The sequence below is a fragment of the Spartinivicinus ruber genome, from assembly GCF_011009015.1.
GTDB lineage: Bacteria > Pseudomonadota > Gammaproteobacteria > Pseudomonadales > Zooshikellaceae > Spartinivicinus > Spartinivicinus ruber.
On sequence record NZ_CP048878.1, the window covers coordinates 4,474,560 to 4,489,157 of the forward strand.

Below are 14,598 nucleotides of genomic sequence, written 5' to 3' on the forward strand. Positions count from 1 at the left end.
TTCAAGGTAAACCTAATCCCCGCCGATCCTCCGCAAAAATATCCCCCTGACCTAAATCGATTTTCTGGGTACGGGTATTAATATCACAGAGGGTTTTGCCATTTTCGGTTTTCTTAAAGGCGATACAGCTGCCACTGATGGTCACTTCGGGTTTACTGCCCATCTTAATGGCTTCTTCTTTAATCCCAGTGAGTTGGCCGGATAAACTGTAGTGGATAATAAACTTACCGCCGTCTTTATCCCGTTCGGCGGCTTTAATATCTACTTGGCAGATTTCCCCGTGTTTTAGGCCGTATTGTTGTAATAGCTCTACACCCGCCCCAGCAATTTTTAATTCGAAAGTGAGTTTTTCTAACCCCACCCAGACTTCATCAGGAATAAATTTACCGCCCTGACTGTCTTCCATTTTGTGTTTCAGTTCTGGCGGGGTAAATTCTTCTACCTCAGCCATTAACGGATGCCCGTTAACATTGGCACTTAACATCGTGCGATAACGTTGTTCAGCCATTAGCTTAAGACCTCCTCTAAGAATTCTTCGATAATATTGTCACTGGCATTCACATGGTAAATCATGTGCTCGTTCGGACTGTAACGACCGTACTCAACCACAATATACCAACTGCCGTTTTTATAGCGGCTCACGGTATTTAACTCAGGGTGCAAGTACACCTTCCCACCGGGGATAATTTCAGCGGCCACTAAATCCTGCATAAATAAATCGACTTTGGTAATTTCCTGCTCCATGAATGACATGGTGAGGTTTTTACTCATGGCCCGCTGGCTGGCCGCTTCTAATTTACGAGCAATGGCGTCTTTTAGTCCGATATGAGAAATAAAATCCCCGGTGACCGTACGATTACCGATTAAACGCCAGCCGTCACTGGTGCGGGCAAAATAGGAAATACCATGTTTATTGAGCAAGTTACCATCAGTGGATTTATCAATGATGTTGTAGTCAATGTGATACGACACATCCTGAATATAAATTCCTTGGTTACCCGGGCTTTCCCAGGGTTTTACCGCCGCTACCGCCCCCATCGCTAAGGTACTGGTGGGAACATAAATATTACCCTTGGCTTTTTTGCTGTAAATCGCTGGCATCGGTTCCACAATATACACCCGATCATGACCCGTGCCTTCACCACCAAACTGCTTGGAATACTCCATGGCTTGCTTAATGTTTTGTGCAGGGCCATCAGCAATGACCCGACAACGTAATTTATTCGCCATGGATGCTAAAGCATCAACCACCGACTTTTGATGACTAAACCCAGGAGCCGCAATTAGGGTTGGACGTTCGGGGCATAACGCCAACGCCGAAATTCCCGTTAACTGTCGGGTATCCGTATCAACCCCACCGATAATATTTTTGGTGGTTTCTGCTTCGTCGGCCCCTTCTTCCACCACAATAAAATACTGGGGAACCCGGGTGCGTTGTAGGGTTTGAATCGCGGCATGCCAACCGGTGCCACGCTCATCCCCCTTACTATCCAATAAAGCGGCTGTCGTGGAGTTAGAGACGCGATACGGGCGGTTTAACGGCACCGATTCATGTTTGTCTGGTGCCGTCACCACCCAAGCCACCACGTTTTCACCTGGTGGGCCTAATGGCGGTGGCGGCTCATTAGTAATAACGGTAATCCCATTATGTTCAAAATTAGTGATTTGTGGCATTCACTTTCTCCTTTTTCGTCGTTGGTTTAGGCGGTAGATAGTGTTTAATGTGGCCAGTTCTTAATAATTGCTGAGCTTCGCAATCCGTTAATTCGAGTATTTCATTGGGTACAGTCCACCCTTGTCGCCAAGCAAAGGCTTGGCAAACGCAGTATTTTTTAATAGTCATGGATTATTCCTTAAATTAATTAAAACACTTCAAATACGATTGAAGCACTTTCAATATCTTCATATTCCAGTGGTAACCCTTTTTGAACGTCTTCAATCGTTAAACGCTTTATTCCCATCGAAAAAAGTTCTTCATCACCATCAATCGTATCGTCTGGGCTAACTTTTTTCACATATTCGCTTTGATGGTTTTGCATATACAGCAAGTCATCAATGATATCACCGGTTAATGTACTAATACTGACTTCACCGTTACTATTATTGCTTGTAAATAGAAATTTATCATCACTATCTAATTCAACATTCATGTTGTCACCATGATTGTTTCCTCTCATGGTAAATAATGCAGTATGTGCTTTATCAACTGATTTAAACAAAACATTTCCCTGCTGCAGTTGATTTCTAATTGTGACTAATAAACGAAAAGAACGATCACGATACCCCAAAGGTAACCGTAATAGGCCATTTCCTTTGGTATGATATCGATAGACACGCTTGGGCTTGATAATTGCCGTATAAAAAACACCATTGCCTACACCGCCCATTAATACATCGTCATAGGTACTATCAAATGATAAATCCCGTTCAGTTAACCCCTGTGGGTTATAAACGCTATCTTGCAAGTCCCGCAATTGAAAACCATTAACAGGCGACCAGCGTAAATGATAGGTTTTATTCACACTGATATAGTCAAATGCCCGCTGACTTTCAGGATAATCTGCGGTATTAAAATTTTTCCAGCCTCGCCAGCGGATGATTTGACCCGGCTTAACCGTAATCACACTACCGCGCAATTCAACAGCTAAACGATTATCCGGTGTGACAAGTTCTGGCATAATAGGAAGTAACGATAAATGTCCTGCTTGTAAAGCATATTGTGGGTGGGGATTGGGTGCTGCCTCATGGCTGGATAACTCATGTTTTAGTGCATCCACAAAGGCCACTTCTCGCCAAGGTTGCCAGTTATTTTCAATAAAACGTCGCTCGAATTTTCTATTTTCCTGAACAGGCTGTAAGCGTTGGTAAATTAAGTTATCGCCACCGGCTAATACTTCGAGATAAAATGCAGATTCAGAATCATTCACCCCATAGCCTAATGGCAAAGTACCCGCCGCTTCGGTGACATGGTAAAAGCCAAAGTTTTTAATAGCATCGATATCAGCTTTATTTTCCTGAATTAGTTCACCTAACCCAAAATCACCCACCACCGGGATTTGCCCTTTATTTTTCCCCAGCTGGCTTTTTGGAATATACTGCGGATGAGGATCAACCTGACTGACATGCATTTCAATCATGGCCGTCAGCATATCCCGAGTGGCATAAACCGTGTCAGGATCAATGGTTAAGGTGATCTGCGCCGCATTAGCCGAAGCAATATAAAAATTAAAACCCACTTGTTTTTTAGCGCCTGAGTCCGGTTCATTTTTAAAGGTCGGGTCTACTCGACCAATGGCGTATAAATCTCCATCCGCATCATAAATACCGACTTCCCGAATAAACCAACCGCCGATATCGTGGGGGACTACTGCATTGACTTTAATCTGCGTCGGGTGTTTGCTATCAACAAATACCCCATTAACGGCGGCTCGAAATTGCTGGTTGATTAATGCCGTACGGGCAGCCACGGCTTTTTGATCATCGGGTAATTCCCCATCGCCGACGGCAAATTCCACTAATTTAATTTTGGTGTTATCCACCCGAGCACGAGCTTCTTTTTCTAAGCCTTTATTAGTAATTAAACAATAATTATCATTCATTCGATGTTACCTGGAGTGTAATGATTTCAAGTTGGGCAAAGTGACTACCACTATAAAATTGACTGGATGTGTTGAGTTGATCCGGTTGATAAGGAGCCACATCGATGACTTCCCAGCATTCCGTCGCGACGCCGGTTGTTAATTCGAAGGTTGCAGACCGGCAATAATTAATACTGTATTGATCCCGAAGACTGACCGCTTCTTCCAGCCGGGCACTGATCCGTTGCTCGATATTTGCCGGGAGGTTTTTACCGTCTAAAAACACCAGTAATTCGAAGGTATACGGCGTTTGATTGGTTTCATACCAGGGTAATATCGTCGCTTCATAACCCAAGGTTTCCACTGCCATTTTAATCGCACAAGCGGTACCCGCCTTGCGCCGTATTGGCCAGATTGCTTCAATGGTATGACGCTTTTCTGCCTCGCTGGCTTCCATGGGCCAATCGGTGACGCCACGATCCTGGGCTAAATGGGGGAGCAACTTAGCTGATGTTTCCTTGGGATTTAATAAAGCTGGGTAAGGACAACAGGTATCTTGTAGTAATTCGTAAAACCCCACCTCTAAACCCCGCTCTAATAAGGATTTATTGTCGGGTAAAATGCTGTAATGGTCGGTACTCATGACAGGGTTTTCATGGTGATGTTAATGCCCGTGCAATACGGCGCTTGTTGCTGGGTGGTGATTAAGCGTTTTTCTGGTTGAATTAAATCCACCTGCACAGCACCAGCCTGATGCAAGTCATGGTAAATTTGCCCAGCATCAATGGCCGCGTGTAAGGTAAATTGTTGATCGGTGTATTGCTGTAAGGCTTGTTCAGCACTGTTTTTAGTTAACCCTGCGTCTGGCCCTGAATACACATAACACACCACATCCACCGTATAGGGGAGTAATTCAGCTAACTGTACGGTAATCTGATCGGTGGCGGGGGCGACATCATCCCGAGCAAAATAGGCGTTAGCGTTTTCTAATAACGTATCAAGCTTTTGTTTAAGTGTTTTTTTGGATGCTTCGGTTTCCGCAAAGGCTAGTTGTAATTGATCATAGGCCAATAAGGTAATAACCACTTTGCCCGGCTCTGGCCGAATCGCGGTGGCGGATTTAATCTGACTGGCTACGCCATTGTCACGAAATTGATAGCGTAAATTAAATTCCGTGGGTGAGGTTTTTTCCAAAGTAATATCGGGTTTTTCTCCCAACATTAACGCATGGTAAACATACGCCTTGTGTGGTCCTGCGACGGAAAAGGCATAAGGCGCTAAAAAATACCGCAGCCGTAAATCATCATCACTCTCATTGGGGTGGCGTTCTAACCCTAGATTACTCACCACCGCATCTAAATTCGAGCCTTTAGCCCACCAGGCAAACATCTGCTGGGCTTGATAATTCAGTTGTCGAATATCATGCTGACGGATATACACCAAAGCTTGTAATAGCTTAGTGATTATTTCCGCATCGTTTTCCAGGGTGGTGGCTACCTCCTTAGCCTGGGTTTGATCCTGTTTAGCAATAAACTCGACGACCCGTTGTTTATATTCCGTGAATAGGTTTTCATAATCAGGGACTGCCAAGGCTTCAGGCATGGCCAGCTGGTTATGGCCGGGAATCATCATAAGGCAAACTCCAAAGTAATTAACTGGTCTTGCCATAACCCATGTAAATAAATGGCAAAGCCATTGTTATCGCTATTGACAGTGACCCGGCACACCTGGCACTGAAAATCCAATACGCCATTGGCTGGATTAATTAACGCTTCCAATGTATACACCTGGGCTTTTAACGCTGCTTCGGGGCTGACATTACGGCCTAATAAATCCGGTACCCGGGAACCAAAGGCCCGGCGCTTAATCCGTGCCCCAACCGGGGTACTTAACACCTGTTGTAGACGGCTTTTTAATTGGGGAATTTCAGCCAGGGTTTTCCCGGTGGTGCGATCAATGCCAATCATTAATCTACTACCCAATAACTGTCACCGGTTGCCACTTGACTACCACAACTGACCGGATCACCAATGCGGCCCACAGCGTTACCATTAACCGTCATATAAGCCGAGCCCGCCGCTAAGACACCCGCATGACAAACGGGCACCGGGTTACAATGATCCGCCCAACCATGACCGACACAATGTACCGGACGGCCATTGATCACTAAATAATGATCCGAGCCGGTATTATTGCGCGGCGGAAAATCCGCATGACCGGTACAAGAGTCGCCAAGTAAACAAATAGGTTGCATAGGAAAATAGGAATTAAAAAGGAAGAAAATAATTAACGTTTATTAGCGATATGCTGCTGGGCTTTTTCGGTAATAATGCCACCAATATCCAGGGTTAAATTACCAGTGATTTTAATGGTTAAATCCCCTACATGATTAATCACGGCTTGATTGCTGTTATGGTCAATGGTGAATTTAGAGCCATTAGGATACACCCGACAATGCTCGTGTAAATTCGTGGACGGCGGTGGAAACCGATCACAATAAAACCCACACAGTGCAAATGCCTGACTGGAGTTATCTCCGGCGGCATAGTTAATTAATAAACTTTGTTCACCGACAGACGGACAACGGTACTCTTTCACTTGGCCAGCAGCGGGCACAAAAAAACGAATAAACGGTGATAAATTATCACCATGTTTTACTTTGACTAGTGCATTTTGGGGATCAACCGCAGCGACCGTGCCCACCCGAATTTGATTGCCTAAGCGTCGGTAAATCTCGTCGGCTTCTTCCACTAACTCGGCTATTTTATCTTGGTATTCCTGTAAATACCGTTGCACCACCGATTCGATAATGTCAATCATGGAACCGTTCATATTCTTTTTCGTCGGCTGGATTGTTCGGATTATTGGCCCACCAAACACCTTTTACAGGGGGATCGTCTTCTAATTCACTGGGACCTAAATAAATGGTTTGAGAGAACAATACGCACCAGGACTCGTAACCGTTACTGTTATCGGGATCAAAGCCACCGGGTATTGTCCGAATATCAGTGGGGTAGTCGATTTGTTGGGTGGGTAATCCCCATAAATGACAATCAATACGACGGGCTAAGCCTATGGCTAAATCCAGGGATTTTAATTCCGGTTGTAATTTATGGCGGCCAACTTGAATATGCAGTGCCACGTCTAATTGCACCCCATAACGGCCATCATGATTCCGTTGGATCGCTTGGGCTTGCTCAATTTCAATTAAAATAGCGGCTTCATGTTGGCTTAGGTTAACCCGACCATAATCACTGTAGCCACTAATAAAACACGTCTCATGTAGGATACTTTGCAAGGAGGATTCAACCGCCCGGTAAAATTCAGACGGCTCATTAAGCATAGCCATTAATTAGCACCTCAATTTCATGATCTAATAAGGTATGAAAGCGTTGTATTAGTCGAGCTTCCCAGCGTTCCGCGATATCCCGTAACGGGGTTTCAATGTTTTCAGTGACTAACTCAATCGGCAGTCGATGACGCCGGGGCCGGCCTTTACTGTCGTGTCCTTGGGCATAACGTGCCAGGGCTTTACGCTTAAATACCAATAGCTGGCCAGACCGCATCGGCTGTATAAAAGCCCCTGGATAAGCACGGCGACCCACCTTTACCCCTTGGGCACTAAAGCGTGGTTGTCCTAACCAATGAACTCCCACCCGGTTCAGGCCAAACCAGACTTTCATTCCCCGGTTACCAAGTGGAAAGATTTGTACACGGCCTTTTATCGCGGTTCGCCGAATACTTAACTCGGTGCCTAATTCCCGCAATGAGTGGGTCCGCAACCATTTGGCGGCTTTTTTTAAAGCGCGGTTGGTTGCTTTATCAATTTCCTTTGCTGTTAATAATTCCGTGCCGGCCTGGCTTGTTGCGGTTTGAGTAATATCAATTTCTAAATAAGGAGCCGTCATAAGTCGTCTCAGGTTTTCGGTTTAATACCAACTCGACTAATTCATTATCAATGGGGTATTGATCCGCAATGACATACAGCTGCTGATTTAATTCGATCATGAGCCCGTTTTTTTGTGGGGGCGCATCAGCTTTAAGGACTTGGAAGTAACAGGTGTGGTGGGTTTGTTTAATGCCTTTGGCCACCTCGTTAAACTTTCTGCCAAGGGTGCCATGTTGCTCAGGCACACTATCAAACCCATTAATCACTTTTTTATGACTACCATCAATTAAAGTGGCTGATGTGCCCAGCCCCAATAATGGATCAAGTAAGGCTTGATCCATGGCGGCGGTCAATTCATCAAAGCGTTTCATTAACTGACAATCACTTCCACCAGCCCATCACCGGATGACTGATAAAAGTGTCCAATGTCTAAGTTATTCTCGGCGGCACTGGTCACCGCTTTTTTGGATTTACTCCAGTAGGCTTTTTTACCGGTGACCACACTGGCCGAGCCTTCAACCGGTAACGCAAAAATGCCATAACGCATGCCCACAAAGGACTGTCCGGCGGGTGCCGTTTGTTTAGGGATAACAAATAAATCCTCGATACAAACGGGTACCCCCGATTCCACACCACCCGAGGGTGCAATTAAATTCAACGTGTCATGATCAGCAAGATAATTTTTCATGGTTGTAATCCAAGCTTAGAAATAATTAAAAAATAAAAGTGAAGGAATAAAAGAAAACAGGCGCTTTATTTGACGCCTGGATTTTTTGATAACGTCCGATAAGACAAGGCACTGACACCGGCATCAATTCGTACTTTAAATTCGGCGCCATCCACATCCCAGCCTTGTTGCTGTTCTAAATGGGGTTTATCATTGCCATCTAAATACGACACTTCAACTGTGTCATAGCGATTACCCGCCGCAAAGAACCAGGGCAGAGCTTTATTTTCAAAGGCGTAATCCAACCGAGAGTCTGCCACCACGGTTGCCATGCCTTTATGGGGATTAATTTTATTAAAGTTATCGCTGTCAGGGTCATAGCTATTTGTCATGTAGCTGTGGGCAATGTCTTCCAAGGCTAATGGCACAATTAAATAAGTGGGACGAATATTTAACGGGGTACCCGTACCATCTCGTTGTAACCCCATGGCTAATTTACCTTCGCGCAACGAAATAGAATTAATGTCCGAGGCTTTTAGCAGGTTGTTATGATCCGCATGAAATAATGGCTTACCATCTCTCATCGTGGGATTTAAAATTAACACCGCATAAACTAAATTCCCGACCGTACGAATGGCCGCTTGTCCCATCATGGATGGGATTTTAGTAAACGCATCCAAATCATCATTAATAATGGTTTGGCGGGTAATCGAGAATTTACGCCCATAGGTGGCTAGTTGAAGTTGTTCACCCGTATCATTCAAGGTGGCGTATTGGTATTTACCGCCATCTTCCACTTTCTTTAATACAGGGAAGGATTCTAAGCCGACGCGGTGCGACACTTTAAAATCACCTAAATGGCCTTTTTTAGTCCATTTTGTAAAAGTTTCCTCGGCTTCATCAACGCCTTTTAACATGGCTTTATGGGCCACATCTTTCAACACATGATTAAAATCACTGCTGGTATGCGTAAACGCACTGGCCACTAAATCCATTTTATCCATGCCATAGGCAGAGACCCCGGATTCAGTTAAAGCCAAGCGCGCCGACTCCATTAATGATAGGTTTTTATAGCGGTTTTCTTGCTCCAGCTGATCCAAACCCACCCGGGCCGCTAACATGTTGGTTAAACTGTCACGAATAATCCGGCCATTACTGGCATGAAAGCGGGCATCAATACGGTGGTTGCCGGATGCCGGTTCACTGCCTTTGCCTAACGCTTCCAGTAATTTATCTTTGGCCGCATTTAAATCGATATCCATATCATTTAAGCAGGTTTGCTTTAATTCGCTAAATTGCGAAAACCCGTCAAATAGCGCATTAATATCCGTGCGCCGGGTTTGTTCTTTGGCTTTAAAATTTGCCTCGGCATTCGCCACATTGGCTGAATCAGGCATGGAGGTCTCCTTTGTTTCTACAATGGTGGGTGTGTTTTTAGGTTGATGGGAAGTTGGGGCTTGGTTCTTTGAGGTTTCACTAACAGGCGTTAATTGATTTACTAATGTTTTCGGTGGGTTGAAAACGGATAATTGCTTGGCATCGAAACGCGCTTGCATTTCCACCGCATTAATCACTTCATCAGCAAAACCCGCTTCAACAATTTCATTGCCGACTAACCAGGTAGTGGCATCACATAATTGAGCCACGTCTTCTGCCGTTTTGCCCGAGCGCTCAGCGTAGCAACCAATCATGGTTTGCCGAGCTTTTTTCATTAAACTTAAATAGCTTTCAACGTCGGTTTCTTCCCCATACACACCACCTTGTGGGTTGTGCATCATAAAATAGGCATTTTCAGGGACTTTTCGAACATCACAGGCTTGTAAAATCACCGAGGCCATCGAAGCCGCGACACCATCAATATAACCGGTAATGGTTGCCGGATGATTGCGTAACGCATTATAAATGGCGGTACCATCAAATATAGAACCACCGGGGCTATTCAGGTGTAATTCAATCGCTGGGGTTTTAATGGTTTTAACCGCCTCTAAAAACCCTTTAGCACTGACACCATAAGCACCAATTTCATCATAAATATAAATGGCGGTAACACCGTCAGCTTTCGCCTCGATGCTATACCAGGTTTGTTTTGACATGTTGTTTACTCTTGAGCGGATGGGGTGGATTTAGCGTAATACTGGTGATAACTATCAGAAGAAAACACCAGGTTATTTTTTCGGTTTTCCTGAATTTCGCGTAACCGTTGGCGCTTAATTTCTCGGGGATTACGAGCACGGCTGCGAATCACTTCGGCCTCCGTGGAATAACCGCCTTGTACCAGTGAGTTATAGCCCTCGGCTTCTTTGGCGGGATCAATCCAAGGCATCACCGGGGGTTGATAGTGGGCATTAAAAACCGTTGATGGCTCGACATCGGCTGGAATGGTTAACCCACTTAAGGTAGCCATTTGTACCCAACGCCGGTAAGTCGGTCTTGCCCAACGAGCAATAAAAGCATTGGATAACACGCCGTAACTAACAAAGGATTCCACTAACTCTTGTCGCTGTGCACTGTAAGTGCCGTCATATTGTTTGGCTACGGTGGAAAAATTAGCCCCGGTCGCCGAACACACCGCCCGTAGCATGGCATCCCGAAACGATTGTAATAATTGGCTAGGCCGTTTGGATTCAATCACGCCGACATCTTCCCCTGGGCGTAAATCATCAAAAATATTTCCCGGTGCAATAGGAAACGACTGTCGTTTATTGGGCTGCTCTAATTCATCGTAATAATCAGGCAAACCTTTACGAATATAAAAGGCCATGGCAGCAGCAATTCGAGCAGCAACCAGCTCACTTTCTTCATAGCCTTGCAGCCCACTTAAGCGCTTAATGACCGGGGCTAAAATGCTAATGCCCCGGCCTTGGTGTAACCGAGTCATTTGTTTAATGTGTTGGACTTTCCAAGCCGGAATTTCACGCAGTAGTTGTCTTGGTGAGCTTATTCCACTGCCCGGATGATCCCGGTACACATGATAGGCGACGGGTTGATTCCAGTTATTATGCTGAATCCCTTGGGTAATCTTTTTTTTCGGTTCACTAAAATCAATGGGTAAAAAGTCAGGCTCTAATACTTGTAGCGAAAAAGGCACCACTTGATTAGGGTGATGAAAGCCGTTAATTCGCCCGACTAATTGTTCACCTAGACATTCCCCATCCCGTAACCAAGTACGACAGACTAAACGTTCTAACTCTGGGCGGGTTAATTCACCTGAACTGTCGGGGGCTAATGACCATTCCGCAAATTGTTGGCTTAAGGTATTAGCAAAATCCTCATGAATTTCGCCACCTTTGGTTAAAGGCATCGGTTCCACTCCAATCCCATTCGGTCCCACGGTATGATTCACTAGCACCGATAATAGGCCACTGACTAAATCGTGATTTTCTTCCAGCCAACGGCCTTGGCCCCGTAAACTTTTACCGGCCCATTCTACAGTGCTATTGGCATCACTGTGGTTAGTTTTGGCTTTATGCAACCGACTAGGGCGAGCCGCTTCATACAGTTGTATTTCACAGCGGGATTTTGCCCGCGCGGCAGCCCAACTGGGAGATATCAGGGCAATGGATTTTTCTAATGGATTCATTCGAATTCTGCCAGGCTAGGCCATTGACGACCGGAAGACTGCAATTGACGAACTTTGCTTTCCCATTCTTGGCGACCTTGGCGAATTTCCGCGAGATTTTCACGGGTCCAATTACGGTCACCTTTGGTAATGGATTTTCCCGATAAAACAGCTTGCTCCGCTTCTAAATAAAAGCGCAGCATCGATTTAGCTTCAGTTAATGTCATGTGCAAGTTAACCAATCATTTAAGGGATCAGCCGGGGCTGAGGGTTGAGTTTTGACTTCAGGCGTAGGTGTTGAAGGAACAGAAGCTTTTTTCTTTTCTGTCGTAGTTTGATTATTGCCTTCTAATAACGGGTAAAAATCAATATTGCGTTTAATCCGGTGCACATTCAGAATATTCGCCAAAATAAATTGCATGGCCTCACAATCTAAATAATGGTTTTCACCGACTTGTTTCCATTCGTCGTTTAACTCGTCGTATTCTTCCCCGACAATTTCCTTGCAATAATCATCCGTGGTCGCCGATGACAGTACCCACCAAGCCGGTTTGTTATAAGGGCGGCCAATGCGACTGTGTACCCAGGCTTTTGCCCGTGAGGAATCAAAATCCCAACGGGTTTCGGTACGTTCACGACTGATCCGGCCTTGTTGGGTTACCCCGACACGAATCATTCGAAATAGCCGATTCATTTTATCGCCACGCAATACCCGACAACGGCCACGGTGTTTACGGGCAAAGGCATAAACATCATCTGGGCGATAACCGGAATCAATGCCCATTTGTTTAATGCCATAGCCTGACCATTCCTGTTCAAGCAATAGCGATAACGCTTCCCAAACTTCCGGGTGATCGGTTTCGCCAAATAATTCGCCATGCTCAACTAACTGGCTCCCCATGCCTGGCCACCAGGCACGCACAACATACACCAGGCGTCGTTTTTGTACGTCAACGGTACATAATAAAAACTTAGGATTGGCAAGGACTTTACCTGGGGGAATTTGCTGGCAAATATGGTATTTCACTTCTTCCCATTTCGGCGCGTCGCCTGGCTGGTCGTAAGGTTCACCAAAGACGGTATTAAATACACCCTGTAAGGTTTCCGGGTCACCCGTGCGAAGGGCTTCAATTAACCGCTTGGCACAATAACCATAGGTTTTTTTCGGGGAAAAAGAACAGAGCCCAGACACCCACGCAGAAAAATGCGTATTACCGGCTGTATCCGCTGTGCCAGTAATTTCCCCTTGCTGATTAACCATTTCACCGGGGGCAATAATGACACCACGCTCATTCATTTTACGGCGGTACTTGTCTTCTATTACCACTGAACAATGAGGACAACGCAAGCCGGCTTTTTTTTCTGCCGCTTCCGGGGTAACTTCGCCTTCATCCCCAATGCCGGGTGTTAATAACCCCGACCAGGGAATAAAATAATGATGGCAATGCGGGCAAGGCACACACCACTCATGCCGGGTACCTTGTTGCCAGAGTTTCCACACTTTCGAGTGCAGTTTATCCAGCTCGGTGATTTCCCAATGGGCAGTTTTTGTCTTGGGATGGGTAAAGCGACCCACTCGACCTTTAGTAGGGGTGGCGGTATAAGCCACTTTGGAATTAGCAAAGGCATCGCCCCGGGCTTCAATGATTGTGGTGGTGTCACCTTCGTTGGTATTAACAATCCGGTCAACTTCATCCACCAGGACTAAACCAGCCGAATCAGCGGCTAATTCTGTCGGGGAACCGGCCCAGGCAAAACGGAATTTAATGCCACCGAGCCATTTAGTGTATTTAGTTGAACGCCGATGGTCGTATTTTTTGGCGAGGGTTTCACTCTGTAAAAATAACGCATCAAATTTAGGCTCGATAGTGGAGTCAATTAAATTCGAGGTGGGTGCTACATATAAGACCGGTGTTGGATCATCATCTAACCGCCAGCCCACGACATTTTCCATCGTCACCGATTTACCCATTTGGGTACCCATGACAAAAGTAATTCGGTTGTATTGAGGTTTAGCAAAGGCTGCCACTATCGGTTGCATATAAGGATTAACGCTCGGATCAAATGGCCCGGGAATCGGTGACCCTAATGGCATCACCCGATTATCACGCGCCCATTCGTCCGCTGTTCTCGGTGGCGGTCGGTCCACCATCTTGGCCATCAGACTCACGACTGCCGTTAATTTCTGCAGTGAGTGTTTGTACTTCTGACAATAATTCGCCGGCAGTGGCTGACTGTATGCGTGCGCATTCATGTTGTAACTTGTCTTCGACTTCGGCGGGATTATCAATAATGGCTAAGGCGTTGGCATTACGGGGTGGTAATACTTGTAATTGGGTGCTAAAAATATTGGCCACCCGTAATAAAATCTGTTCCACCACAGGAAAAGGTAATAACTCTTTTCGGGCAGTGGCGGTTTCCATTTCTACTTTTTCACGGCGTGCCCGTTTAAGTTTTAATTCTTCACTGGCTAATGAGCCTTCGACTATTTCACAGTGACCCAGCTGCTTATTGACTTCGGTTTGAATTAACCACTCAATGGCTTTAGCCGTATCAATTTTTAAGGCCACACCACGGCCCCCACCATCCTCAATAGGAAAGTCAGGATGATTCGCAATGAGCTCGGAGATATGGCGCGGACTTTTGCCCAGGATGTCGGCAAACTCTTTTTTATTAACTAACTTACCCATCAGAAAGGAGATTGAGTGAAAAACGGCAGTTGAAGTAGGCTAGACCCCCCGTTATTGCTGGCCTCGTTAAGGTCCTTTCTTATTGCTGCAGAAGGGACAATTCAGGGGTAATTTGAACACAATACAAACAAAAAGTAAGTGCATGGCACTGACTTGGCTCCTTTCTTTTTTTGCCTTCGAAACCACTAAAACCCCTGTTTTTATAGGCTAAAGTC

Annotated in this window: 18 protein-coding genes; all 18 read right to left on the reverse strand. The window is 45.5% G+C overall.

The window, feature by feature from the left end:
- Position 1 precedes the first annotated feature (1 nt).
- The 18 genes from G4Y78_RS20275 to G4Y78_RS30840 all read right to left on the reverse strand — a co-directional run bounded on the left by G4Y78_RS20275 (position 2) and on the right by G4Y78_RS30840 (position 14,383).
- Positions 2-508, reverse strand: coding sequence for a phage major tail tube protein (locus G4Y78_RS20275; protein WP_163833387.1), 507 nt, complete (start codon positions 506-508; stop codon positions 2-4).
- The gene (locus tag G4Y78_RS20280) at positions 508-1,674 is read right to left on the reverse strand and encodes a phage tail sheath protein (protein ID WP_163834734.1); all 1,167 of its coding nucleotides are present in this window, start codon (positions 1,672-1,674) and stop codon (positions 508-510) included. The genes G4Y78_RS20275 and G4Y78_RS20280 overlap by 1 nt, the downstream gene beginning before the upstream one ends.
- On the reverse strand, positions 1,658-1,843 hold the full coding sequence (locus tag G4Y78_RS20285; protein WP_163834735.1) for a hypothetical protein: 186 nt from the start codon (positions 1,841-1,843) through the stop codon (positions 1,658-1,660). The genes G4Y78_RS20280 and G4Y78_RS20285 overlap by 17 nt, the downstream gene beginning before the upstream one ends.
- Positions 1,844-1,862: 19 nt before the next feature.
- On the reverse strand, positions 1,863-3,599 hold the full coding sequence (locus G4Y78_RS20290; RefSeq protein WP_163834736.1) for a phage tail-collar fiber domain-containing protein: 1,737 nt from the start codon (positions 3,597-3,599) through the stop codon (positions 1,863-1,865).
- Positions 3,592-4,221: a phage tail protein I gene (locus tag G4Y78_RS20295; protein ID WP_163834737.1), complete on the reverse strand. Its 630-nt coding sequence runs from the start codon at positions 4,219-4,221 to the stop codon at positions 3,592-3,594. Before G4Y78_RS20295 ends, G4Y78_RS20290 begins: the two co-directional genes overlap by 8 nt.
- Positions 4,218-5,210, reverse strand: coding sequence for a baseplate J/gp47 family protein (locus G4Y78_RS20300; protein WP_163834738.1), 993 nt, complete (start codon positions 5,208-5,210; stop codon positions 4,218-4,220). The genes G4Y78_RS20295 and G4Y78_RS20300 overlap by 4 nt, the downstream gene beginning before the upstream one ends.
- Entirely contained in the window at positions 5,207-5,545 is a 339-nt protein-coding gene (locus tag G4Y78_RS20305; protein ID WP_163834739.1) for a phage baseplate protein, read from the reverse strand. Before G4Y78_RS20305 ends, G4Y78_RS20300 begins: the two co-directional genes overlap by 4 nt.
- The gene (locus tag G4Y78_RS20310; RefSeq protein WP_163834740.1) at positions 5,545-5,832 is read right to left on the reverse strand and encodes a PAAR domain-containing protein; all 288 of its coding nucleotides are present in this window, start codon (positions 5,830-5,832) and stop codon (positions 5,545-5,547) included. Before G4Y78_RS20310 ends, G4Y78_RS20305 begins: the two co-directional genes overlap by 1 nt.
- A 32-nt stretch (positions 5,833-5,864) precedes the next feature.
- On the reverse strand, positions 5,865-6,410 hold the full coding sequence (locus G4Y78_RS20315; RefSeq protein ID WP_163834741.1) for a phage baseplate assembly protein V: 546 nt from the start codon (positions 6,408-6,410) through the stop codon (positions 5,865-5,867).
- Positions 6,391-6,927 (reverse strand): hypothetical protein, encoded by a 537-nt coding sequence (locus G4Y78_RS20320; protein ID WP_163834742.1) that lies wholly within the window; start codon positions 6,925-6,927, stop codon positions 6,391-6,393. Before G4Y78_RS20320 ends, G4Y78_RS20315 begins: the two co-directional genes overlap by 20 nt.
- Complete coding sequence (locus G4Y78_RS20325) at positions 6,914-7,486, reverse strand: hypothetical protein (protein ID WP_163834743.1); 573 nt, start codon at positions 7,484-7,486, stop codon at positions 6,914-6,916. The genes G4Y78_RS20320 and G4Y78_RS20325 overlap by 14 nt, the downstream gene beginning before the upstream one ends.
- The gene (locus G4Y78_RS20330) at positions 7,461-7,838 is read right to left on the reverse strand and encodes a hypothetical protein (protein WP_163834744.1); all 378 of its coding nucleotides are present in this window, start codon (positions 7,836-7,838) and stop codon (positions 7,461-7,463) included. The genes G4Y78_RS20325 and G4Y78_RS20330 overlap by 26 nt, the downstream gene beginning before the upstream one ends.
- Positions 7,838-8,155, reverse strand: a complete 318-nt coding sequence (locus tag G4Y78_RS20335) for a DUF2190 family protein (RefSeq protein ID WP_163834745.1) — start codon at positions 8,153-8,155, stop codon at positions 7,838-7,840. Before G4Y78_RS20335 ends, G4Y78_RS20330 begins: the two co-directional genes overlap by 1 nt.
- 65 nt (positions 8,156-8,220) lie before the next feature.
- Complete coding sequence (locus G4Y78_RS20340; protein WP_163834746.1) at positions 8,221-10,227, reverse strand: ClpP-like prohead protease/major capsid protein fusion protein; 2,007 nt, start codon at positions 10,225-10,227, stop codon at positions 8,221-8,223.
- Between the two features lie 5 nt (positions 10,228-10,232).
- The gene (locus tag G4Y78_RS20345) at positions 10,233-11,714 is read right to left on the reverse strand and encodes a phage portal protein (protein ID WP_163834747.1); all 1,482 of its coding nucleotides are present in this window, start codon (positions 11,712-11,714) and stop codon (positions 10,233-10,235) included.
- The gene (locus tag G4Y78_RS20350) at positions 11,711-11,920 is read right to left on the reverse strand and encodes a DUF6148 family protein (RefSeq protein ID WP_163836548.1); all 210 of its coding nucleotides are present in this window, start codon (positions 11,918-11,920) and stop codon (positions 11,711-11,713) included. Before G4Y78_RS20350 ends, G4Y78_RS20345 begins: the two co-directional genes overlap by 4 nt.
- Entirely contained in the window at positions 11,917-13,854 is a 1,938-nt protein-coding gene (locus G4Y78_RS20355; RefSeq protein ID WP_222937546.1) for a terminase gpA endonuclease subunit, read from the reverse strand. The genes G4Y78_RS20350 and G4Y78_RS20355 overlap by 4 nt, the downstream gene beginning before the upstream one ends.
- Positions 13,799-14,383 (reverse strand): terminase small subunit, encoded by a 585-nt coding sequence (locus G4Y78_RS30840; RefSeq protein WP_163834749.1) that lies wholly within the window; start codon positions 14,381-14,383, stop codon positions 13,799-13,801. The genes G4Y78_RS20355 and G4Y78_RS30840 overlap by 56 nt, the downstream gene beginning before the upstream one ends.
- Positions 14,384-14,598 lie beyond the last annotated feature (215 nt).

Bases quoted from the DNA above. Each gene is read 5' to 3' on its own strand.
- G4Y78_RS20275 (WP_163833387.1), bottom strand. From the start codon at position 508: ATGGCTGAACAACGTTATCGCACGATGTTAAGTGCCAATGTTAACGGG.
- G4Y78_RS20280 (WP_163834734.1), bottom strand. From the start codon at position 1,674: ATGCCACAAATCACTAATTTTGAACATAATGGGATTACCGTTATTACT.
- G4Y78_RS20285 (WP_163834735.1), bottom strand. From the start codon at position 1,843: ATGACTATTAAAAAATACTGCGTTTGCCAAGCCTTTGCTTGGCGACAA.
- G4Y78_RS20290 (WP_163834736.1), bottom strand. From the start codon at position 3,599: ATGAATGATAATTATTGTTTAATTACTAATAAAGGCTTAGAAAAAGAA.
- G4Y78_RS20295 (WP_163834737.1), bottom strand. From the start codon at position 4,221: ATGAGTACCGACCATTACAGCATTTTACCCGACAATAAATCCTTATTA.
- G4Y78_RS20300 (WP_163834738.1), bottom strand. From the start codon at position 5,210: ATGATGATTCCCGGCCATAACCAGCTGGCCATGCCTGAAGCCTTGGCA.
- G4Y78_RS20305 (WP_163834739.1), bottom strand. From the start codon at position 5,545: ATGATTGGCATTGATCGCACCACCGGGAAAACCCTGGCTGAAATTCCC.
- G4Y78_RS20310 (WP_163834740.1), bottom strand. From the start codon at position 5,832: ATGCAACCTATTTGTTTACTTGGCGACTCTTGTACCGGTCATGCGGAT.
- G4Y78_RS20315 (WP_163834741.1), bottom strand. From the start codon at position 6,410: ATGAACGGTTCCATGATTGACATTATCGAATCGGTGGTGCAACGGTAT.
- G4Y78_RS20320 (WP_163834742.1), bottom strand. From the start codon at position 6,927: ATGGCTATGCTTAATGAGCCGTCTGAATTTTACCGGGCGGTTGAATCC.
- G4Y78_RS20325 (WP_163834743.1), bottom strand. From the start codon at position 7,486: ATGACGGCTCCTTATTTAGAAATTGATATTACTCAAACCGCAACAAGC.
- G4Y78_RS20330 (WP_163834744.1), bottom strand. From the start codon at position 7,838: ATGAAACGCTTTGATGAATTGACCGCCGCCATGGATCAAGCCTTACTT.
- G4Y78_RS20335 (WP_163834745.1), bottom strand. From the start codon at position 8,155: ATGAAAAATTATCTTGCTGATCATGACACGTTGAATTTAATTGCACCC.
- G4Y78_RS20340 (WP_163834746.1), bottom strand. From the start codon at position 10,227: ATGTCAAAACAAACCTGGTATAGCATCGAGGCGAAAGCTGACGGTGTT.
- G4Y78_RS20345 (WP_163834747.1), bottom strand. From the start codon at position 11,714: ATGAATCCATTAGAAAAATCCATTGCCCTGATATCTCCCAGTTGGGCT.
- G4Y78_RS20350 (WP_163836548.1), bottom strand. From the start codon at position 11,920: ATGACATTAACTGAAGCTAAATCGATGCTGCGCTTTTATTTAGAAGCG.
- G4Y78_RS20355 (WP_222937546.1), bottom strand. From the start codon at position 13,854: ATGGCCAAGATGGTGGACCGACCGCCACCGAGAACAGCGGACGAATGG.
- G4Y78_RS30840 (WP_163834749.1), bottom strand. From the start codon at position 14,383: ATGGGTAAGTTAGTTAATAAAAAAGAGTTTGCCGACATCCTGGGCAAA.